Origin of the sequence: Occallatibacter sp. (genome assembly GCF_049802275.1) — a bacterium.
In the GTDB taxonomy this organism is placed as follows: Bacteria; Acidobacteriota; Terriglobia; order Terriglobales; family Acidobacteriaceae; genus Telmatobacter.
Map to the genome: position 1 here is coordinate 1 of NZ_JBARMD010000064.1, position 21,206 is coordinate 21,206.

17 protein-coding genes are annotated in these 21,206 nt (G+C 58.4%); 9 read left to right on the forward strand and 8 right to left on the reverse strand.

The window, feature by feature from the left end; all coding sequences use genetic code 11:
* The coding region (locus WA354_RS02115; protein ID WP_472811359.1) for an ABC transporter permease at window positions 1-2,458 on the reverse strand (2,458 nt) is incomplete at its 3' end.
* Between the two features lie 65 nt (window positions 2,459-2,523).
* A complete protein-coding gene (locus WA354_RS02120) occupies window positions 2,524-4,476 on the reverse strand; it encodes an alpha/beta hydrolase family protein (RefSeq protein WP_472811360.1) in 1,953 nt (650 codons plus the stop codon).
* Window positions 4,477-4,618: 142 nt separating this feature from the next.
* Here WA354_RS02120 and WA354_RS02125 point away from each other — a divergent pair, with 142 nt between their 5' ends.
* The 5 genes from WA354_RS02125 (at window position 4,619) to WA354_RS02145 (ending at window position 12,428) form a co-directional block, all read left to right on the forward strand.
* Window positions 4,619-7,375, forward strand: a complete 2,757-nt coding sequence (locus tag WA354_RS02125; protein ID WP_472811361.1) for a glycoside hydrolase family 3 C-terminal domain-containing protein — start codon at window positions 4,619-4,621, stop codon at window positions 7,373-7,375.
* Between the two features lie 143 nt (window positions 7,376-7,518).
* Window positions 7,519-8,076 carry a YceI family protein gene (locus tag WA354_RS02130; protein WP_472811362.1) on the forward strand — a complete coding sequence of 186 codons (558 nt, stop codon included), beginning with the start codon at window positions 7,519-7,521 and terminating at the stop codon, window positions 8,074-8,076.
* 188 nt (window positions 8,077-8,264) lie between these two features.
* Window positions 8,265-9,014, forward strand: coding sequence for an SDR family oxidoreductase (locus WA354_RS02135; protein ID WP_472811363.1), 750 nt, complete (start codon window positions 8,265-8,267; stop codon window positions 9,012-9,014).
* 98 nt (window positions 9,015-9,112) lie between these two features.
* Entirely contained in the window at window positions 9,113-10,018 is a 906-nt protein-coding gene (locus tag WA354_RS02140) for a pirin family protein (RefSeq protein WP_472811364.1), read from the forward strand.
* A 139-nt stretch (window positions 10,019-10,157) separates the two neighbouring features.
* Window positions 10,158-12,428, forward strand: coding sequence for a beta-glucosidase (locus WA354_RS02145; RefSeq protein WP_472811365.1), 2,271 nt, complete (start codon window positions 10,158-10,160; stop codon window positions 12,426-12,428).
* Between the two features lie 101 nt (window positions 12,429-12,529).
* Here the strand turns inward: WA354_RS02145 and WA354_RS02150 are convergent, their stop codons facing one another.
* A complete protein-coding gene (locus tag WA354_RS02150) occupies window positions 12,530-12,865 on the reverse strand; it encodes a hypothetical protein (protein WP_472811366.1) in 336 nt (111 codons plus the stop codon).
* 151 nt (window positions 12,866-13,016) lie between these two features.
* Entirely contained in the window at window positions 13,017-13,982 is a 966-nt protein-coding gene (locus WA354_RS02155; RefSeq protein WP_472811367.1) for a glutamate--tRNA ligase family protein, read from the reverse strand.
* Between the two features lie 244 nt (window positions 13,983-14,226).
* Between WA354_RS02155 and WA354_RS02160 the strand changes: the two genes are divergently transcribed.
* Both WA354_RS02160 and WA354_RS02165 read left to right on the forward strand, forming a co-directional pair.
* Window positions 14,227-14,667, forward strand: coding sequence for a hypothetical protein (locus tag WA354_RS02160; RefSeq protein ID WP_472811368.1), 441 nt, complete (start codon window positions 14,227-14,229; stop codon window positions 14,665-14,667).
* A 98-nt stretch (window positions 14,668-14,765) separates the two neighbouring features.
* Complete coding sequence (locus WA354_RS02165) at window positions 14,766-15,797, forward strand: radical SAM protein (protein ID WP_472811369.1); 1,032 nt, start codon at window positions 14,766-14,768, stop codon at window positions 15,795-15,797.
* 36 nt (window positions 15,798-15,833) lie between these two features.
* Here WA354_RS02165 and WA354_RS02170 read toward each other — a convergent pair whose 3' ends face one another.
* From WA354_RS02170 to WA354_RS02185, 4 genes are all read right to left on the reverse strand, one after another.
* Window positions 15,834-16,355, reverse strand: a complete 522-nt coding sequence (locus WA354_RS02170) for a hypothetical protein (protein ID WP_472811370.1) — start codon at window positions 16,353-16,355, stop codon at window positions 15,834-15,836.
* Window positions 16,352-16,945 carry a DUF4252 domain-containing protein gene (locus WA354_RS02175; protein WP_472811371.1) on the reverse strand — a complete coding sequence of 198 codons (594 nt, stop codon included), beginning with the start codon at window positions 16,943-16,945 and terminating at the stop codon, window positions 16,352-16,354. Before WA354_RS02175 ends, WA354_RS02170 begins: the two co-directional genes overlap by 4 nt.
* Window positions 16,946-17,032: 87 nt before the next feature.
* Window positions 17,033-17,401 carry a hypothetical protein gene (locus tag WA354_RS02180; protein ID WP_472811372.1) on the reverse strand — a complete coding sequence of 123 codons (369 nt, stop codon included), beginning with the start codon at window positions 17,399-17,401 and terminating at the stop codon, window positions 17,033-17,035.
* A complete protein-coding gene (locus WA354_RS02185; RefSeq protein WP_472811373.1) occupies window positions 17,391-17,909 on the reverse strand; it encodes an RNA polymerase sigma factor in 519 nt (172 codons plus the stop codon). Before WA354_RS02185 ends, WA354_RS02180 begins: the two co-directional genes overlap by 11 nt.
* Before the next feature lie 322 nt (window positions 17,910-18,231).
* On the opposite strand from WA354_RS02185, the gene WA354_RS02190 reads away from it, so the two are divergent.
* Window positions 18,232-18,546, forward strand: a complete 315-nt coding sequence (locus WA354_RS02190) for a hypothetical protein (RefSeq protein ID WP_472811374.1) — start codon at window positions 18,232-18,234, stop codon at window positions 18,544-18,546.
* A 342-nt stretch (window positions 18,547-18,888) separates the two neighbouring features.
* Complete coding sequence (locus WA354_RS02195; RefSeq protein ID WP_472811375.1) at window positions 18,889-20,736, forward strand: hypothetical protein; 1,848 nt, start codon at window positions 18,889-18,891, stop codon at window positions 20,734-20,736.
* The last annotated feature ends 470 nt before the right edge of the window (window positions 20,737-21,206 follow it).

Genomic DNA, 21,206 nt, shown 5'->3' on the forward strand with positions numbered 1-21,206 from the left:
GAATGCTTGCGGCCCGACGCGCCGGAATGAGCGCCGCCACCAGCCCGATGGCCGTCAATGTCACGACGACGGCAACATACGTGCTGGCATCGAGCGGCTTCACTTCGTACAGGAAACCCTTGATGAGCCTGCAGGTCGCGAAGGCGAGCACCAGGCCCGCCGCGAGACCTGCGCCAATCAGGATTGATCCTTGCCGCAGCACCAGCGTCGCCACGCTTCCCCGCGTTGCCCCCAGCACCATGCGCACTCCGATCTCACGGCGCCGATAGCTCACCAGCTGCGACAGCACTCCGTAAAGCCCCGCGATCACCATCGCAATCGCCAGCCCCGCGAACGAGCCCACGAGATAAAGCCCCAGCCGTTGGCTGAAAGTGTTCTTGTCAACAGCCTCTTGCATGGTCTGGAAATTGTCGAGGGCGAATCCCGGTGCCCACTGGTGAAAGACTGATCGCATTTCCCGAGCCACTGGAATTTCCCCGCGTGTCTTTACCACGAAGGTCACCCCGGTATTCAGCAGCGCCTGGTAAAACAACGAAGTCGTTGGAATCTGCTGCTGCGACAACAGAATCAGCGGCTGTATCTCCCCTCCCACAGTGGTGTCCACCTGATTGCCGAGTACGCCTACAATCGTGAAGGGCTTGATCATACCCGTGTCTTTTCCGCCCAGGTTGATTTGCTTGCCCAGCGGATCCTTGCCTGCAAAATACTTCTTCACGAGGGTCTCATTCACCACTGCCACAAACGGTGTCGTCAGCGCGTCACCTTCGCCGATCATGCGTCCACGCACAATCGGAGTTCCCAAGACCCGCGCGTAATCCCCGCTCACCGCCGTCACCCGCGCCTCCGGCTTATTTGAGCTATCCGTCGGCTGTCCGAGGATATCGAAGCTCGATCCCAGATTCATCCCCGAAAGTGGGGGTGAGGTAGCCAGCGCCGCACTCTCCATGCCCGGCACCTTCCTGATCCGCTCCAGCACTGGCCCATAAGTCGTCATGGCCACCGACACCGGCGCATTCGCCGTGTCTTCCGACACCGCCATTCCTGAAAATCCCGCTGCATCTGGCGGCATCGCAGAAAATGTGGTGACGTGCGCGGTCTCAAATCCCAACCGCGACTGCTCCAGGTTCCACAACGTCCTGAACAACAACCCCGTGCCCACCAGCAACAACGTCGAAAGCGCGACTTCTCCCGCCACCAGCCATCCGCTCAGCTTTCCCCCCGCCGACTTCGAGCCCACTCCACGCGAGGCCGCCTGTAACGCCACCTGCGGATTTGCCCTGGCCACTAGCAGCGCCGGTAGCAGCGAAGAAAGTATGGTCGTCAGAGCCGCAATTCCCGCCAGCACCAGTAGCACCGTCCAGTGAATTGCAATCGAATCGGCGCGCGGAATCGTGCCGTCAGGCAGCTTGCGAATCCCCAGCATCGCCAGTTCCGCCAGCGCCACCCCCACACTGCATCCCAGTAAACTCAGCAGCAATCCTTCTGAAAGCATCTGCACGATCAGCCGCGACCGGCCAGCACCTAGGGCCGCGCGAACCGCGAACTCCTGCTGCCTCCCCAGCGCCCGCGCGATCAGCAGATTTGAGACGTTCGCACAAGCTATCAGCAACACCAGTCCCAGGGCTCCCAGCAGCGCATAGAGCACCGGTCGCACCGGCCCTGTCAGCACTTCCTGATACGAATCGACGCGAAACGTGACCGGGGAGTCCTTGTGCTCATGCGGGATTCGCGCTGCGATTGCATTTGCCTCCTGCTGCATCTGGGCAACCGTCACGCCGGGTCGCATGATTCCGGCTACGTTGAAGAAGTGATAGCCACGATCCTTCAGCATCTCTGGCGTAGGCTGGAGCGGCAGCCACACACCTTTTCCGAGGTCCGGCTCCATATTGTCCGGAAAACTGAAGCTCGCCGGCATCACGCCCACCACTGTCGTAGGCTTGCCGCCCAACTTCACTACCTGGCCGACAATCTTTGGGTCAGAGTGAAACGCCCCCCTCCAGAGCCCTTCAGACAACAACACAACCGGGGGCCCGCCCGCAATCCCCTCGGCAGCGGTGAAGGTACGCCCCAGCAACGGCCGCTGGCCGAGCATTGCAAACAAGTTCGTTGTCACCCGCGGCGCAACCACGCTCTGCGAGCTGTCGCGCGCTTCGAGCACACTCACATCTTCCGCGTAGCCTGCCGTGTCTTCCAGCAGCTTCGATTGGGTCTGCACATCGCGGAAATTGAGCCACGACGTCGATCCGAAGCTCGGCTTGTCGCCTCCCGGCCCGATGAAAACGAGCCGGTCGGAATGCGCGTACGGCAGTGGCCGCAACAGCACACTTTCGATAACGGTGAAAATGGCTGTATTCGCGCCGACGCCCAGTGCCAGCGTCAAAATCGCCAGCAGCGCCATTCCCGGCGTGTTGCGCAACTGCCGAATGCCGTACCGCAAGTCATACAGGAAATTCTGCATTCCGAAGCCTCCGAGGAGATCGCGATATCAATATGACGAAATCGCGGCGGATCAGGTTCCGATAGCTATTTGTTGTACTTCGCAAGCCAGTCCGTTAGCTCTTTCATCACATCCAGTCGCTGCTCCCATAACACTGGAAAATGAGGTGATCCGGGATAGGTGACCATGCGCACCGTTTTGCCGCGCGCCGCCAGAATCTGGAAATACTCCGTCCCCTGGAACGTAGGGACGCGCTGATCCGCCTCTCCATGCAGAATCAGCAGCGGCGTGGTCACGTTCTTCGCAAAATCGACTGCGGAAAACTTGCTGAATGCCGCTGGATCCTCGTCCGTCCATCGCGCATCGTAGTCCACCTGCGCTATGTCGCTGGTCCAGAGGAACGGGCCCCAGTCGGTGATACCCGCGCCCTCGATAGCCGCCTTGTATCGGTTTGTTTGCGTCACGGTCCACGATGTCATGAATCCGCCCGCACTCCATCCGAAGATTGCGAGGTGGCTCGGATCAGCCCATCCCTGTTCGATCGCATAATCCGTCGCGCTATCCACATCTTCATATGCGCGATCGCCAAAATGCTGGTAGATCGCCGCAAGAAAATCCGCGCCATATCCCGTCGACCCGCGATACTCAGGCTGCAGCACCACATAGCCCAGGCCCGCGACCGTACGTGAAAACGGATCAAAGTCCAATTCATCGTTTGCCTCAGGCCCGCCGTGCGGCAGCACCAGGAACGGATACTTCTTTCCCTTCACATACCCCGCCGGAAACGTCGCGATCCCCTCCAGCGCGATCCCCTCCTTGCTCTTCCAACGCACCACTTCGACAGGCCCCAAGTCGATTCCGGCAACCTGCTCATCGCCTTCATGTGTAATTTTGCGCAGATGATCGCCATCCGTCACGGCCACATTGGTCGTATGAGCCGGATCGCCCACCGTGAACGCCATCTGCTCGCCCGCGCCCGCATACTCGCTCTCCACCGGAGTGCCACGCACCACTCCATCCGGCCAGCGATACGCCGTCTTCAATGCTCCATCGCGAAATTCATCCACCTCGCTGTGCACGCCGCGATTCACGCCGACCCAAATGCGTCCCTTCGCATCGCCGGCAATCTGCACCGCTGTCGCATCGAGATTCGGTGTCCGATCCTCAGCCGTTCCTCCCGCGGCCGGCACCGCCCATACATGCTCCGGCGTCAGCACCAGAGATTTTGTCGACAGGAACACAAGGTCCTTGCCTCCGTTCGCCCAGGCGATTCCGCTTACTGAGTTCGCAATGTCCGTAACGTGCCGAGTTCCCGATGCGCTGCATACATCAATCGTTGAGCCCACTTCGTGATGCCCGATGCGCGGAACCTGAGACAGCACCGCCAGCGAATTCGAATCCGCACTCCACGCCGCCGCGCTTGCACCCCCGCCCACCGTGATCGATCCAGAGATGTACTTCAGGTCTTTGCACCACCACGCTCCACCAGTACCGTCCGCATTTACGACATACAGGCTCGTCTCCTCCGGCTCCTGCACATGGCGAACGCTGTCCATCGGATCGGGCTCGCGGGGATCGGCCGTCATCGCGAAGCGCTTTCCATCCGGCGATGGACTCGCCGATCCCACACCGCGCGGCAACACCACCACTATTGTGGGAGCCGAGGCAAGCTTGCCGTCCTTCAGCGCGAACACCGCGAACTGCTGATGGTCGTTCACCTTCCATCCGCCATACAGGCTCTGCCCATCCCCCGTAAATCCAGACGGGTGAAATCCATCCGGTATTTCGAGTTTCTTCGCGTTGTTCCCATCCCCACCAATCGTCCACCAGTCGGTATGCGTCTGGCCTTTCTCCGCGCCATACGTCACGCTGTAAAGAATCGTTCCGTTCACGCTGACGGCTGCCGCATGCGCGCTGTGAAGGGCTGCCCAATCCTTCGCAGTGAACGGTCCATGCGCCGGCCTCGCCTGTCCCATCGCAACCAGGCTGGCAGCGACAATTGTTATGACAAATGCAAAACTCCGCACTCGAATCCGCATCTCCGGATTCCTCCTATCTCCACAACGAAGTCCAGCGGGGAACCAATTCACCTGAAATTGTAGTTCGCGCCCTTCGCGGCCGCGTCACTCTTTGTGACCATCGCCTTGGCCGCTTAATATGGCTTTTCGGAGAATCGATCTCATGCGCCTGCATTCTGTCATCCTTGCGTTCGCCTTTCTTCTGCCTGTTGCCGCGGCGTCTCAGGCTCCCACGCAAAACTCCGCGCCGCTACCCCCAACAGAAGAGCAGATCAAAGCCGCTGCAGCCATGCCCTTCCGCGATCCTGCGCTACCCGTTGAAAAGCGCGTCGATGATTTGGTCGGCCGACTTACCCTTGAGGAGAAAGTCTCTCAGCTCATCGATCGCGCCGCGCCCATCCCGCGCCTCGACATCCCCGCCTACAACTGGTGGAACGAGGGCCTACATGGCATCGCGCGCTCCGGCTTTGCCACACTGTTTCCCCAGGCCATCGGCAACGCTGCCACCTGGGACGCGCCCCTCGTCCACTCCATCGCCGAAGTCGTCTCCACTGAAGCGCGCGCGAAGTACAACGACGCCATCGCCCACGGCAATCATGACCGCTACTACGGACTCACCATCTGGTCGCCCAACATCAACATCTTTCGCGATCCACGCTGGGGACGCGGCCAGGAAACCTACGGCGAAGATCCCTTCCTGACAGCCCGCCTCGGCACCGCATTCGTGGAAGGCATTCAGGGCGACGACCCGAAATACTTCCGCGCCATCGCCACGCCGAAGCACTACGCCGTCCACAGCGGCCCCGAGTCCACGCGCCACAAGGCCAACATCGATCCCACTCCGCATGATCTCTGGGACACCTATCTGCCGGCCTTTCGCGCCACCATCGTCGACGGCAAAGCCGACTCAATCATGTGCGCCTACAACGCGGTTGACAACGTTCCCGCCTGCGCCAGCAAAATGCTTCTCGGTAATATCCTCCGCGGCGATTGGCATTTCCAGGGCTTCGTCACCTCAGACTGCGGCGCCATCGGCGACTTCTCATCGACCGAGGGCCATCACTACTCTCCCGATTTCGCGTCTGGCTCAGCCGCAGGTATCCTCGCCGGAACAGACACCGATTGCGGCACCGAATATTTAAAACTCACCGACGCCGTCCACAAAGGCCTGCTCACTGAAGCCCAGCTCGATGTCTCCGTCAAGCGTCTCTTCACCGCGCGCATTAAACTGGGCATGTTCGATCCGCCGCAGCAAGTCCCGTTCTCTACCATCCCCTACTCTGTCGTCAACTCGCCCGAACACGCCGAACTTGCCCTGCGTGCTGCGCGCGAGTCGATGGTGCTACTGAAAAATGAGAACCACTTTCTCCCGCTTGATCCCGTGAAGCACCAGGCCGTCGCCGTGATCGGCCCGCTCGCCGGCTCGCGCATCGCCCTCGAAGGAAACTACAACGCCATCCCGCTCCATCCCATCCTTCCCATCGACGGCATTGAGCAGGAATTCGGCTACGACCATGTCGTCTACGCCCAAGGCTCGCCCTACGTTTCGGGCGGCGAACTCCCGGTGCCGCGCACGATGCTCCGGGCCTCAGGTGACTCGACGGTGGATGGGTTGGAGGGCCAGTATTTCTCCCATCCAGGTTTCGACGGCGCACCGGAAATGGTCCGCATCGACAAGGAGATTGATTTCGACTGGGCTTTCGCAAATCCCGTCCAGCCTGCCGACACCACCAACCAGGCCTTTGCTGTTCGCTGGACCGGCGCCATGGCCGTCCCCGTCGCTGAAACCGACAATTTTCAGGTCCGACTGCCTTTCTGCTACCCCTGTGGGGACAAGGTGAAATTCGCCATCTATCTCGACGGAAAACAGCTTGAGCCCACGGCCCCGCCCACACCCACCACAAGCAAACTCCCGCCTTCCGGACGCAACTACGGGGCCATCCAGCACTTCGCTATTCTTTTCGCCGACACCCGCCCGCACGATCTCCGCATTGAGTATGTGCAGACCGGGCGCATCACCGGCGCAGGTCTCGCATTCGAATGGAGCCCGCGCCACGAACTCCTTCAGGACCAGGCTGTTGCCGCTGCGAAGAAAGCGGACGTCGTAATCGCCTTCGTCGGACTCACCCCGCGCCTCGAAGGCGAAGAAATGAAAGTGAACGCCAAGGGCTTCTCAGGCGGAGATCGCACCGACATCGCCCTCCCCGACATCCAGCAGCAATTGCTCGAGGCAGTCGCCAAGACCGGCAAGCCTATGGTCGTCGTCCTGCTCAACGGCAGCGCTCTCGCAGTCAATTGGGCCCAGCAGAACGCCCGCGCTCTACTCGAAGCCTGGTACCCTGGCCAGTCCGGCGGACAGGCCATCGCCGAAACCCTCAGTGGAAAGAACAATCCCGCCGGCCGCCTCCCGGTCACCTTCTACACCGGTGTGGAGCAACTTCCAGCTTTCGACGACTACTCCATGGCCGGCCGCACCTATCGCTACTTCAAAGGCAAGCCACTCTATGACTTCGGAGACGGCCTCAGCTATACGACCTTCGCCTATTCCGGTGTGAAGCTCTCAATCAGAAACCTGAAAGCCGGCGACAGCCTGACGGTTGAAGCCGATGTTCGCAACACCGGCTCGATGGCTGGCGAGGAAGTCTCGGAACTCTACCTGACTCCCCCTGATTCGCCATCTACCCCCAAGCTCGCCCTCGCCGCTTTTGAGCGTCTGCGGCTCAAAACCGGTGAAACAAAGCATGTCAGCTTTCACCTCGACCCGCGCACCCTCTCGCAGGTCGACGAGAAGGGAACTCGTGCCGTAATTCCCGGCAGTTACAAGGTTTCCCTGGGCAGTAGCCAGCCCGACGGAGACCTGGGATCCGCTGCCATCTCCGCCTCCTTCACCATCACCGGCAGTAAGGAACTCCCGCGATGATCCGTCGCCGCAGAAGCCGTTCGGACGCCTGAAGACTGACGACCGTAACAACGAGCTCCGAACTCTAGGCTGAAACCCGGTAAAATAGTTGTTGAAACGAATATCTCCCTGCCGCATCCAAGACAGGTGAAAGGAGCCATCCTATGGCAAGCACCACCTCAAATCCCGCAACCACCACCACCTGGAAACTCGATCCCGCCCATTCCCACGCCGAGTTCAAGATCAAGCACATGATGATCTCCAACGTGAAAGGCAGCTTCAACGGCCTTTCCGGCACCCTCACCGAGCACTCTACCGACGCCACGCTCTCCAGCGTCGATGCCTCCGTCGATGTCAGCTCCATCTCGACCGGCGACGCCCAGCGCGACACCCATCTCAAGAGCGCCGATTTCTTCGACGTCGAGAAGTATCCGACCATGACCTTCAAATCCACGTCGGTCAAGCCCAATGGGGACGGCGGCTACAACGTTACCGGCGATCTCGTGCTGCATGGCCAGACCCGCCAGCAGACATTTGCCGTGGAAGGCCCTAGCGCTCCCGGCAAAGATCCCTGGGGCAACACCCGCATCGGCCTCTCCGCAACGACAAAGATCAACCGTAAAGACTACGGCCTCAGCTGGAACGCAGCCCTCGAAACCGGCGGCATCCTGGTAGGCGACGACGTGAATATCACGATCGAAGCCCAGTTCATCAAGGCCTAACAAAGCCGCTAGTGTGATGTAGCCTCATCCTTGTCGCGCGCTTTTGACAAGGATGAGTTCGGCCGTCCCCGATTGCTGCTGATCCGCAAGTGTGCAGGGCAGACAGTCTTATGGCTGTTCTGAGACTGCGAATGCAGGCTGGGCCCCCTCCCATCCATGCAAACAGGATCACGAACAAAGGAGCAATCATGCAGAGACTCCCAGGAAAACGTGCCCTCATCACCGGCGGTACAACAGGTATAGGCCTCGAAACTGCACGCCGGTTCATTGAGGAAGGCGCGCGTGTCATCATCACCGGCACCAACCCCGCGACACTTGAATCCGCACGGCATGAATTGGGTCCCGATGTACTTGTTCTCTCGTCCGATGCTTCAAGTGCAACCGAGCAGCGCAATCTTGCTACAGCCGTCCAAGCTCACTTCGGCCGTCTCGACATCCTGTTCATCAATGCGGGTCTTGCTCAGCTTCAACCCATCGAACAATGGACTGAAGATGCCTTTGATCGCTCCTTCGCGATTAACGTGAAGGGGCCATTCTTTCTTGTGCAGGCGCTCCTCCCCATATTTGCACCTAAAGCCTCGATCGTCATCAACGGCTCGGTCAACGCACACATTGGGATGCCCAACACCTCTGTCTATTCCGCAACCAAGGCATCCCTGATCTCCTTTGTTCGAACGTTCTCAGGCGAATTGATCAGCCGCGGCATTCGCGTCAATGCAGTCAGCCCTGGCCCGATTTCCACACCTCTTTACAGCAAGCTGGGCCTCTCCGAAGACAACTTGAAACAGGTAGCCATATCGATCCAGGAGCAGGTGCCCGCCGGCAGATTCGGCACTTCCCGGGAGATCGCAGACGCGGTCTTGTTCTTTGCCTCCGATGAGTCCAACTTCAGCGTGGGCAGCGAATTGCTGCTCGACGGCGGCATGAGCGAAATCTGATCGAAGTTTGCCCCGGTCGCTACCGCCAAGATTACTTGTTGCAACGAATATCTTCCTCGTGAATCTAATCTGATGTAAGGCAAAAAGTGAGGTCCATCATGTCTCTTCGCGCGGTCAAACAGATTCTCGGAACCAAGCCCACGATCGAGGGAGCCGGGGTTAAGCTCCAGCGCGCCTTCGGTTTTGGCAAAACAAAGGAGTTCGATCCGTTCCTGTTGCTCGATGATTTCCGCAACGAAAACCCTGCGGACTATCTCGCCGGATTCCCCTGGCATCCGCATCGCGGCATCGAGACCATCACCTACGTGCTGGCCGGCGAAGTCGCGCACGGCGACAGCCTGGGCAACAAGGGCCGCATGACGGCTGGCGACGTCCAGTGGATGACCGCCGGCAGCGGCATCCTTCATCAGGAGATGCCTAAGGGCGACGCCCACGGACGGATGCACGGTTTCCAGTTGTGGGCGAACCTGCCTGCGTCCTTGAAGATGACCGACCCGCGCTACCAGGACATACCATCCTCGGCCATACCTGAAGTCACCGAGGATGATGGAACGAAAGCACGCATCATCGTCGGCGATTTCTGGGGAAAGCGCGGACCAGTCGAGGGAGTAGCCGCCGATCCCAGCTACGTTGACATCTCGGTGCCGCCAAACAAGCTGCGCCGCATTAAGGTCGACGTCACGCGCAACGCCTTCGCCTACGTCTTCGCAGGCGCCGGAACCTTCCGGGATGCTTCAGATCCGAAAGCTGTCTTGACCGAGTCGGCGGTAGATCCGAATGCTCCGGCAAGGTACGACGCGAAAAACCATTCGCTCGTTCTGTTTGACCGTGGCGACGAGATTGTCGTCCAGGCCGGCCCTGAAGGCATCCGCTTCCTGCTCGTCTCCGGCAAGCCGCTCGAGGAGCCGGTAGCGTGGTACGGCCCCATCGTGATGAACACCCAGGCCGAGTTGAATCAGGCCATGCACGAACTCCAAACCGGCAAGTTCATCAAGCATCAGTAAGCCTGATACTCTCGCGAGACAAAATGCCCCGGTCCTGACATCTCAGGCCGGGGCATTTCCTTTTCCGGTACCGAGCACTGAAGAATCCAGCGTCGATATGCTACTCTCTCCGACGATCCCAGAAAGGTATCCGGACCTCATGTCAAAACGTTCCTTCAGTGCGCTCGCATTTGCCACGTTCCTCGCTTGCCATGGGGCCCTGGCCCAATTTCCCGGAATGACTCCGGCGAAGCACTTCCCGTGGTCTGACAAGAGCCTCTCTCCCGATGCGCGGGCCGATATGGTCATCAAGGAGATGACGCTGGATGAAAAGATCCAGCTGCTGCACGGACCCGGCTGGCAGGCCCTTTTTGCACCCCAGGAGTCCGGGCCCCTCACGCGGGCCATCGCAATCCTCGGATTCATCCCCGGCGTTCCCCACCTCGGAATTCCCGATCTCCAGATGACCGATTCAAACCAGGGTGTTTCGATGGCCGGTGCTAAAGGCCGATATGCGACTGCTCTGCCTTCCGGAGAAGCAATGGCCTCCGCCTGGGATCCGGCGCTTTCCTACGAGATCGGCACAATGCTCGGGCACGAAATGCGCGCCATGGGATTCAACATGTCGCTGGGCTCCGGAATCAACATGATCCGCGAACCGCGAAACGGCCGCACCTTCGAGTACAAAGGCGAAGACCCGGTGCTCGCTGGCACGCTTGCCGGCCAGGAATTGAAAGCCGAAAAAGCCCTGCACCTCATCACCGATGTGAAGCACTACGCTGTCAATGATCAGGACTCCGGCCGCATCGTCGTGAACTCCATCATCAGCAGGCGCGCCATGCGCGAGAGCGACCTGCTCGCCTTCCAAATCGCATTGCAGGACTCCGGCGCCGGCGCCGTCATGTGCTCCTACAACAAGATCAATGGAACCTATGGCTGCGAGAATTCCTATACGCTCACAGATGTATTGAAGAAAGACCTCGGGTTCAAGGGCTTCGTCGTCTCCGACTGGGGCGCGACGCAGAGCACCACAATGGCTGCAATGGCAGGCCTCGACATCGAGATGCCGGGCAACGATTCATTTGGCGCACCGCTCAAGAAAGCCGTAGAAAGCGGCGAAGTGCCCATGGACCGGCTCAATGACATGGTGCATCGCGTTCTCCGCACCGAATTCGATTCAGGCATCGTTGACTATCCGCCGCAACCCGAATCCCCGAACGTGATGCACGGATTTGAAGTCGCGCAGAAGACTGCCGAAGAAGGCGCCGTTCTGCTGAAGAATGACCGTGAGCAGCTGCCCCTGAACGCATCCAGCCTTCGGTCCATCGCAGTCATCGGTGGCCACGCGGATGTCGGCGTGATGTCCGGCGGAGGATCTTCACAAGTTTCGCCGGCCGGCGGCAATCCCGTTCCGCCTCCACCCGAATTGGCGAAGAACCCCATGACGGCTTTCATGTTGGTCGAGGTCTATCAACGCTCGGCGCCGCTCAAAGGGATCCAGCAAGAAGCGCCGCAGGCAACCGTCAAGTTCGATTCCGGCGCTGACCCCGCATCGGCAGCAGCACTCGCCAAATCATCCGACGTGGCAATCGTGTTTGCCACGCAACATGCTTCAGAAGGCATGGACCTCAAGAACCTCTCACTTCCCGACAATCAGGATGCCCTGATCGAAGCAGTAGCCGCGGCCAATCCCCACACCATCGTCGTGCTCGAAACCGGAGGCGCCGTCCTCATGCCATGGATCGACAAGGTCGCCGCCGTCGTCGAATCCTGGTATCCCGGCATTCGCGGATCGGAGGCCATCGCCAATGTCCTCTTCGGCGACGTGAACCCGTCCGGCAAGCTACCGCTCACCTTCCCAAAGAGCGAGGCCGACCTGCCCCACCCGATTCACGTTGGCCCGCCGAAGCCGGATGCCGACCACCCCATGCCGAAACTTGCCGGTGCTCCGGGGTTGATTGGAATGGCAATGGGAATCGGCCCGTTCTTCGACGTCAATTACGACGAAGGCCTGAAGGTGGGATACAAGTGGTATGACGCGGAGAAGAAGCCCGTGCTCTTTCCATTCGGCTTCGGCCTTTCCTACACCACTTTTGCCTATTCAGCGCTCAAGATCACGCCCGGGGATACGACTACCGTCTCCTTTACCCTGAAGAACACCGGCAAGCGCGCGGGAAGCGAGATCGCGGAGGTCTACGCATCCCTGCCTGAGTCAGCCGGTGAACCGCCCAACCGGCTGGTTGGTTGGACCAGGATTGACCTTGCACCCGGCGAGTCAAAGCAGGCTACCGTCTCGGTCAGCCGAGATCGTCTGACTGTCTTTGATGAAGGGTCTGATTCCTGGAAAGTACCCGCCGGGCAATACACCATCCGGGTCGGTGCATCGTCCCGGAATCTTCCCTTGCAGCAGGCGGTTTCTTTCGAGAGATGAGCACGTGTTAGCGGTATTTGCGGCCCCAAAAAATGAAAAAGAAGACCTGAGATCAGGCCTTCTTCATGATGACTTCTGTCAGGTGTCGGTGCGGTGGTTCGTTACCGGTCATTCGACGCATAAGATCGGGGAGCTTCAAAGCTGGAGGGCATAAAGGAAGAATGCACCGGAGCTTTTCGAATGCTGATCACGCTCGCTGAGATCGGGAAAAGTTCCACTGGAAAATCGTCTTCTTCTTTCTGAGGCATCTGTGCAATCTGTGCAGTGTGCTTCTCCTCAACAAGAAGTTCGTGAACCACGGCCCGTTCGGCAAGGACCTGCTGGATTCGTTGTTCCAGTCTTTGCTTCGATTCCAGTTCAGCTGCCTCTTCGTCTGCCTTCTGCTTTCTATTTCCGAACAACGAGGATAAAAACCCTCGTTTTCTGTCGTTTGCCATCGCCTGCGGGCTCCTGGGGGAAGTAGTCGGTGTCGATGCGCTATCCTGCGCCGGGTCGATCTGAGGCTGAACATCACCAGTAGATCAAGAGTTTGACATCGATAGCACTTTCGGGCCATCCCCGGATGGTCACCGCCAGTAACCTAAATAGTCATCGTTGCTCAGGTACCGCTGATGCGAGAGAAAGAACGCCGTCCGGTGTCAGTCCGCGCTTTCTCAGATTTCGAATACTTAATGCATCATGCCGCTTTGCCAGTCGGCGCCCTTGTTCGTCCACGCTCAACTCGCAATGGAACCACCTAGGGTCCTCGAATCCCAACGCTCGATTTAGCAGGATCTGCCGAGCAGTCGACTTCAGCAGATCAGCGCCGCGCACAACCTCCGTAATCCACATCGCCGCGTCGTCAGCCACGCACGCCAACTGATAACTCGGCAGCCCACCACCCCACCGACGAAGACCTGTCCGTGGGGGCCCCGGCGTCGCATCCCTTCGCCAGACCAGAAAATCGCCGAAGTCCACCCCCGCCACAAATCGTTGCGAACCCAAATTCAGATCCTGAAATGCAATAACCTTTCCATCCGGGACGCGGAACCGCCAGTTCAGTCCGCCGGGGCTATCAGCCATTTCGCTTGAAATCTCAAACACGCCTTCGCCTGAGCGCGACGGTCGACAAGTCCCCGGATACACGGGCTCATCATCTTCATCCTGCCCACGCCCCGCCCACTCATGCGGAGCACTCACTGCCGCGTCCAGATCTTTTCGCGAACAACGGCATGGATAGAGGAATCCGCCTTCACGCAGCCGCTTCCACGCGGCCAGATATATCTCGCCCCGTTCGCGCTGCGCATAAGGCCCGAACGCCCCGCCCAAATCCGGCCCTTCGTCCCAATCCAGCCCCAGCCATTGCAGATCCTCAAGCGCCGCCTCTGCATACTCGGCTCGGCTGCGTTCCCGATCCAGATCTTCCATGCGCATCACTAGCCGACCGGCAGCTGCCCGCGCTCGCCTCCAGGCCGTTGCAAATGTCCGCGCGTGTCCAACATGCAGATGTCCTGTAGGCGAAGGCGCCAGGCGTCCGCGATACTCCAAGCCCGTTGTTGAAGAGTCAAGACTCAATTCACGTTTAGTGTAGCCATACCGGTCAACGGACGGCGAACTCTCCCCGCCATTCGGTATCCCCGCGGATTATCGATCGAGCTGAGACTTACGAAGAATGTGCGGAACTGGTGAAACGATTCCGCTCCGAACACATCCAAACCATTAGAGGCTCCGGGGCATGGCTGCGAAATCTTGTTGCCCGCGGATAACTTGGAGTTTTCCACATGCCTTGAAGGCAAGCATTTAGCCCGAAGCTTCCGAAATGAAGATAGTCCATCTCAGGCGAGGAGCGATTTTGGATTGCAATCCCAAGCTGAGCCGCCATCCGGGCCTCAATGGATATGCATGCACATCGAGAGTCCTCGTGTGGGTCGCCCGCGTTCTCCTGACACTGACCGCGATATCGCTGATCACGATGCCCGTAACACAGCATCTTTGGACTTGGGATCGTTTTCTCCACGGCGGCAGAGATTTTGAGCTGAGCACACTCATGATCCTGTCTTTCCTCAGTCTTGTACTGGTGCTCTCAAAAAACCTGAAGCAGGGCATCGACTCTTTGTTGTCGGCACTGTGCATTCTTGCGTTCGCGGGTCATGAACACGCGCCGATCAGGATCGCTTCTACACGGTTATTTTCGACATTTCGTTCAGAGTATGTGGCCGGTTCAGATACGGGCATGTATAACATTCCCCTTCTCATCTGATCCTTCGACTCTACAAATACGCGAAAAGCAAAGTGGAACCGAGACCGTCGGCTCCACTGCCGTCCCCTTAGCACCATTCGCCTGATACGGAGAGTTCAATGAAACCATCTGAAGTTTTACATGCATGGGCCCGAATCCTGGGAGGCCATGCACCTTCTCTTTCCATCGAGATCACAAAAGAATGCCCCTTGCGCTGCCCGGGATGTTACGCTTTCGATGCGGCTCATCTGGGAGGACCGACACAACTTCGCGAGCTCTCTGACTTTAAAGGCGATGAGCTGATTACAAGAGTCCTCGCCCTGATCGATCAACATCGACCGCTCCATGTCTCTTTGGTGGGCGGCGATCCGCTTGTTCGATATCGCGAAGTCGACGCGCTCCTGCCACAAATCGAAAGCCGCGGTGTACACACCCAGGTGGTCACCAGCGCATTCCGGGAGATTCCGGCTGCATGGATGAAGTTCAAGAAACTGAATGTCGTGGTCTCTGTCGACGGCCTGCAGGCGGAACATGATGAGCGCCGCAAACCTGCAACTTACGACAGGATCCTGAAGAACATCAAGCATGCGAAAGTCAATATTCACTGCACCATCACATCGCAGATCGTGGAGCGTCCTGGCTACCTCGATGAATTTCTTGAGTTCTGGACAACCCGGCCTGAGGTCAGAAAAGTGTGGTTCAGCATCTTCACGCCTCAGCGTGGTGCGACCGACAAGGAAATACTGACTGCTTCGCAGAGAGCAGGTGTGATCGCCACGCTGCGGCAATTGCGTTTGAAATATCCGAAGCTGGAAATGCCAGAAGCACTGATCAGAGAGATTGCCTCCCCGCCCACGAGTCCGGAAGAATGCATCTTCGCGAGAACCACCCAGACCATCTCAGCAGATCTGAAAACGCAAATCACTCCATGTCAATTCGGCGGAAATCCCGATTGCCAACAGTGTGGCTGCATTGCATCGATGGGCCTGGCTGCCGTCGGGCATTATCGCGTGGCGGGCCGGCTCACCGCTGGACATCTTTTCATGGTTTCGGATCGATTAGGCAAGCGGTTGAGAAGGTTCAGGCGGACCTTTTCACCCAAAACCACGGTCGATCCAATCTCTTCCCCATTCAAGATCCTGGCGCCCTGACCCTGAATTCGAAAGAAATCACGAGGCGAATCGGGACTAATCTGATTCGCCATTCCCGTGGTCATCCCCAACTGAGCTATCGGCATGATGATGGTCGTACTTGCTGAGGCTCTCGTTCAGATGATTCGGATCCACTGAAACCTGGACCACGTCCATCTCCTGCCCGTCTAGATCTAGAACGAACAAGCCCATCCGCGACCCTTCGGGATGCATATAGATCAGCGTCTGGCCGTTGCCCTTGCGGCTGGTCTCGCGAATCACCCGTTCCCACTCGGAACCAAGCTTCTGTTCCACCATCCGGTTTAGCTCTTCGCCGTCCACATCCGCATGAAAGTCGTCGATCTCGGCGATGTGCATACCACTTACACCGCCTTTCGTGGCCTTGTGTGAAATGAAACTGATCAGGCCAAGGAAGGGAATGCGCTGCGCATGCACGTTGTAGCGCGATTCAATTGAACTCACCACACCGTCGAAGCCACCCTCCGCGCCGCTCGCCAGCACAACTACCGGAACCGCCAGCGCCAGGAAGCAAATGGGAATCAGCACGAGACGTCTCATTCGTCACCGTCCTTCTTGGTTTTGTCCTTCGCCTTGTCCTTGTGCGATTCCTTATCGATATCGCCCAGCTTCCCGAGTCCGCCGATGCCTCCCAGCTTGCCCAGGTCCTCCATCTTCACAGGCCCCAGAATAAGCACGATGCTCAGTTCCTTCGGCTCCACATCGAGAATGAACATGCCGTGGGTCTCGCCGTTTATGACCTTCATCATTACGTCTGTGCTTTCGCCGGACTTCTTATCGCGCTCGCGCACAATCGGTGACCAGTCGCTGGTTTCGAAATAGGAGCGCAGCTTCTGGATGTCCTCCATCGAGTACTGGCCTTCCTTGTCGAATTCGTAGTCGCGCACATAGATCCCGTCGAGCCCTTCGATGAGGCGTCGCGTCGCCGCGTCATCCTCGCCTTTGCCATTCATGAATTTGGCAGCGAAGGCGAGCATGTTCTTACCAAGTGTCACCTCGGTCACATTCGAAGCCTTGGCAGCCAGTTCCTTTTCGACTGGCGACGGCAACGGCAGTTGCGAGGTCTGCGCCACAGCCGGAATAATCAGCCCCACCATCACCACAAACAAAGCCGCAATTCGGTTCTTCATCGATCTCCCTCTCCAGCCCATCAACTCTGGGTGCCCATCCTTGCGGCGTGGTCTGCCGCAAGGGTGGGAAAGCACGATCCTGCTGTCCTACTTCTCCTCACGATCACGTGCCACCAGCCGCCGATTCATATCGTTCAACGCGCGATTCGTAATGCGAAGCGCCGTAAATACCTGCTGTGCTGCTTCTTCGCCCTTGCGCCGCTCCTCGATCTGCCGCCAGCTATAACCACCAGCAATTACGCCCACCAGCAAAACCGATGCCGCCAGCCGCTGCCACCACGCGTTGTGATTCTGCACCCGCTCCGTGCGAAGCATGCTGCGCTGCTGCATGATCCGCCGCTTCAGGCTGGGCGGCGCTGGCCGGCGCTCCATGGCCTGTCGCAATTCGCGTTCGAACTCGTTTATTTGTTCAGGCTGATCAGTTTGTCCAGTCTGTCCAGGCCGCTCAAAGTCCACGAATGTACTCCTTCAAATGCGTCGTTGCTTTCGACCGCAACAGCTTCAGTCCCCGCTGCAAATTACTTTTCACCGTCGCCACAGGCGCGTCCACCGTAGCTGCAATCTCTTCGGGCGACAAATCTTCCTGGTAGCGCAACACCAGCGCCGCACGTTGTGCCTCGGGCAATGTTGAAAGCAATTGCTCCAGCCGTGCGCTCAGGGGCGACGATCGCTCCTCCGCCGGCGCTGCGTGATTGTCTTCAATCTCCACCCATAAATCCACACCGCGTACCTTGCGCCGTCGCAGTGCATCGGCCGACCGGCTCATTGCCACTCGCCGCAGCCAGAACATCGCGTGCTCGGGGCTTTCGATCCGGTCCATATGCCTGTCCAGCTCCAGAAAAACATCCTGCGCAACCTCTTCCGCCAATCCGCGGTCGCCGGTCATGCGCCAGGCAAGCGAGAACACCATGGACTGATGCTCGTCCACCAGTCGCTCGAAATCCGGGTGCCATTTCTCGGCCATGGGTTTCGCTTCTACTCTCTTATCCGCAGGGGAACGCGGTTCAGGATGCAAAAGGTACGTTTTGCACGAAAGAAAGTTCAAGCGAGCCGGAGAACGTTGCCAAAAGCTTGAGGAGACGCCTTCTATTTGCGGCGGGGATCCATACGATCCGAAAGGATTTAGATGAAGGATTTCCTTGATTTCGTCAAATCGACCTCGCCGGAAAGAGCAATCCCCTTCGATCGCAATCGAATCTAATTCTCTGACTGGGGTCAGTCCACATTCACCCAACAATCCGGGGCATTGAGCGGTTCGGGGTATCGAGCCGATGGAGGGACAAAGAATGAATGGGTTAACACGTGGGTTTTGGGATAGTGCTGATCAGATACTGCAGTGGCTGGGACGCCTTCTGCTGAGAAGGCGGGCCATTTCGGACGAAGGCGCTCTCTATGCTCTAACGGGCGGCGCTCTTGTATGTGCGCTGTTCGGTGGACTCATCGGATTCGCTGTGTCTCATCTTTCGCCACATTCAGCCGCGATTGTCGGAACGATACTGGGAGGGCTGCTGGGCGTGTGCATGGGAATCTTGTTTGGATCGTTCGTGGAAACAGTCGATCGCACGATCAAAGACCTGCTGAGATCACTGAATTCGAAATAGAATAAACCGCAGCTTGCGTCATGATGTTGTCGAGCGCTGCCTGATCTTCCATCCCCACCCATAAAATGCATGCTGCGCACCTTGCGCCACCAAGCCAGATGGTTCTGGACTGATCCGCGTCCACAAGCCGCTTCAAATCCGAGTGACATCTCTCGGCCATGGGCTTCGCTTCGTATCCTCGGGGGATCGCGGCTCGGGATCCAGCCAAAAGAAGTCCATGCGGGAGAGAACATTACCAAAAGCTGACCGCAGTGCGAGAGTTGGGGATGTCTCTGCCTCTCTCGCCGATAGAATGACCCCATCGATACAGGACATTCCGGCCCACGCGTGAGGACAAGTGCCATGAGATGCAAGACTTTACTCAGCCTGTCGTTTCTCGGGTCCTTGAGTTTTGCGGGTTGCGGGGTAAGCGGCAAAGTCGCCGGCACCACCCCTCCCCCAACGCCCGCCATAACGTCGGTCAGCGTCTCCTGCGCTGCAGCCAGCCTCCCAACCGGACAAACCAGCCAGTGCTCAGTAACGGTGTCGGGAACCGGCGCCTACAGTTCGGCCGTGACGTGGTCCGCAGCCTCGGGAACCGTTTCAAGCTCCGGCCTCTATACCGCCCCATCCGTTGTGCCTACGTCCGGTTCCGATAGCGTCAAGGCAACCTCAACGGAAGACTCCACAAAAGTGGGGTCGGCGAAGATTACCATCACCGCGCCTCCACCATTACCGACCATCACCGCCGTCTCTCTCGCCTGCAGCCCGTCCTCTATCACCGACACGCAGACAACATCCTGCACTCCCACCGTTACCGGCACAGGAGCTTTCGCGAATACCGTGAATGTTTCAATAAGTCCAGCTGCCGCGGGAACCTTGAGCGACGCATCTGGCGTCAGCTCGGGCACCGCCATTACATTTACCCCCGCTAATATCGGCGCGGATTCAGTAACCATCACAGCAACATCTACAGCGGACTCCACCAAGTTCCATTCCGTGCCGATCACGGTGACCGCATCGACCGCCGGACCCAGTTGCGCAGGCATGAGCCTGGGAGACAACGCCAGCCTGAACGGATTCCTTCCGTTCACGTCCTCTACAGCATGGAACACTGATATTTCGTCAGCCCCTCTCGATCCGAACAATGCCGCCATTACCTCTGCCGCAGGATTCGCTGGACTGCATCTGCATCACGACTGGTCGTCCGTCGCCGGAGGAAACTATGGCATCCCCTATGTCGTCGTCGATTCAAGCACCACCCCGCTGATTCCGATCTCTGTGGTCGACTATGCCGATGAAAGCGATGTTGCCGTCGCGCCATTTCCCATCACCGCGCCGATTGAAGGTGCTCCAACTGATTGCGATGGATGGCCCGATACCTACATCGGCGACTCCCACGTTCTTGTGCTGGACCGCCACGCCTGCATGCTGTATGAAACGTTCAACACCCATCGCTGCAACGGAGCCTGGAGCGCATCCTCAGAAACCATCTGGGACTTGAAGAATTACGATCGTCGTCCCTGGGGCTGGACATCCGCAGACGCAGCCGGACTCCCGATCTTTCCCGGCCTCGTGCGCTACGATGAAGTCGCCTCCGGCGCAATCAACCATGCCATCCGCTTCACCATGCAACAAACCAAGAACGACGCCAATGGCGGCTACTTCGTCGCGCCCGCCAGCCACGCAGCCGGAACCACATACGGCGTCAGCAACGTGATGGGGATGCGCATCAGGCTCAAAGCTAGCTTCGATATCTCCGGTTTCTCGGCGGCCAACCAGGTAATTCTCACCGCGATGAAGAAGTACGGAATGATCCTTGCCGACAATGGCAGCTACTTCTACTTTCAGGGAGTGCCGGATCCCCGCTGGAATGACGATGACCTGCACAACCTCGACGCCATCCAGTCATCCAACTTCGAAGTCGTGCAGATGACACCCACGTTCCCCGGTTACGACGCCAACACTGCCCCCACCGGAGAAACGCCGATCATCAACAGCTTCACTTCGTCCGCCTCATCCGTCGCGGCCGGAACACCCGTCACGCTCACATGGAATACAACCAATGACTCCTACGATTTCATCGATGAGCTTGGAGGCGTCACCGGCGGAATCGTAACCACGACTCCGACAAAAACGACGACCTACACCCTGAACGCCACCAACCAATACGGCCGAACCACCATGCAGGTCACCGTCACAGTTCACTGATCGAATGGCGCATTCATAGTCACGCTCCCACTTGCCCATACAACCGCGCGGGCGGTCCTATAGCGACTGAACCAAAAGGTTGAACGTCAATTAAGCGACGGGAGAGACTACTGGAAATTAGCTTCCAGGTTTTCCCTTTGCCAACAATTCCAAAAGCGTCTGTCATGTTGAGAGCCCCCTGAACGTAGTGACGTCCGTGGTTTGTGCGCTTAGGGACCTGCCAAAGATTGCCAACGGACTCAAGCATAGCCACGTAAGGCAGAGGTGGAAGGACCAGTTTAGGGGTTTCATTGACGCCATGCTAAACTCACGGACTCATCTCGGTTTTGAACATTCTTGTTGGATTGTAGCTATCCAAGATCGGAAGCGCTTCGCGCGGAGGAGGTCTAATTGTGAGGCTCGATTTGCTCCGCGAGGCGGTTTCGATTTGGACACGAGAAGGAAGCCGCAGGCGTACTTAGCGGGCGCGG

Excerpts from the sequence above, each read along its gene's own strand:
- WA354_RS02120 (WP_472811360.1), bottom strand. The coding sequence starts at position 4,476 with ATGCGGATTCGAGTGCGGAGTTTTGCATTTGTCATAACAATTGTCGCT.
- WA354_RS02125 (WP_472811361.1), top strand. The coding sequence starts at position 4,619 with ATGCGCCTGCATTCTGTCATCCTTGCGTTCGCCTTTCTTCTGCCTGTT.
- WA354_RS02130 (WP_472811362.1), top strand. The coding sequence starts at position 7,519 with ATGGCAAGCACCACCTCAAATCCCGCAACCACCACCACCTGGAAACTC.
- WA354_RS02135 (WP_472811363.1), top strand. The coding sequence starts at position 8,265 with ATGCAGAGACTCCCAGGAAAACGTGCCCTCATCACCGGCGGTACAACA.
- WA354_RS02140 (WP_472811364.1), top strand. The coding sequence starts at position 9,113 with ATGTCTCTTCGCGCGGTCAAACAGATTCTCGGAACCAAGCCCACGATC.
- WA354_RS02145 (WP_472811365.1), top strand. The coding sequence starts at position 10,158 with ATGTCAAAACGTTCCTTCAGTGCGCTCGCATTTGCCACGTTCCTCGCT.
- WA354_RS02150 (WP_472811366.1), bottom strand. The coding sequence starts at position 12,865 with ATGGCAAACGACAGAAAACGAGGGTTTTTATCCTCGTTGTTCGGAAAT.
- WA354_RS02160 (WP_472811368.1), top strand. The coding sequence starts at position 14,227 with ATGAAGATAGTCCATCTCAGGCGAGGAGCGATTTTGGATTGCAATCCC.
- WA354_RS02165 (WP_472811369.1), top strand. The coding sequence starts at position 14,766 with ATGAAACCATCTGAAGTTTTACATGCATGGGCCCGAATCCTGGGAGGC.
- WA354_RS02170 (WP_472811370.1), bottom strand. The coding sequence starts at position 16,355 with ATGAGACGTCTCGTGCTGATTCCCATTTGCTTCCTGGCGCTGGCGGTT.
- WA354_RS02175 (WP_472811371.1), bottom strand. The coding sequence starts at position 16,945 with ATGAAGAACCGAATTGCGGCTTTGTTTGTGGTGATGGTGGGGCTGATT.
- WA354_RS02185 (WP_472811373.1), bottom strand. The coding sequence starts at position 17,909 with ATGGCCGAGAAATGGCACCCGGATTTCGAGCGACTGGTGGACGAGCAT.
- WA354_RS02190 (WP_472811374.1), top strand. The coding sequence starts at position 18,232 with ATGAATGGGTTAACACGTGGGTTTTGGGATAGTGCTGATCAGATACTG.
- WA354_RS02195 (WP_472811375.1), top strand. The coding sequence starts at position 18,889 with ATGAGATGCAAGACTTTACTCAGCCTGTCGTTTCTCGGGTCCTTGAGT.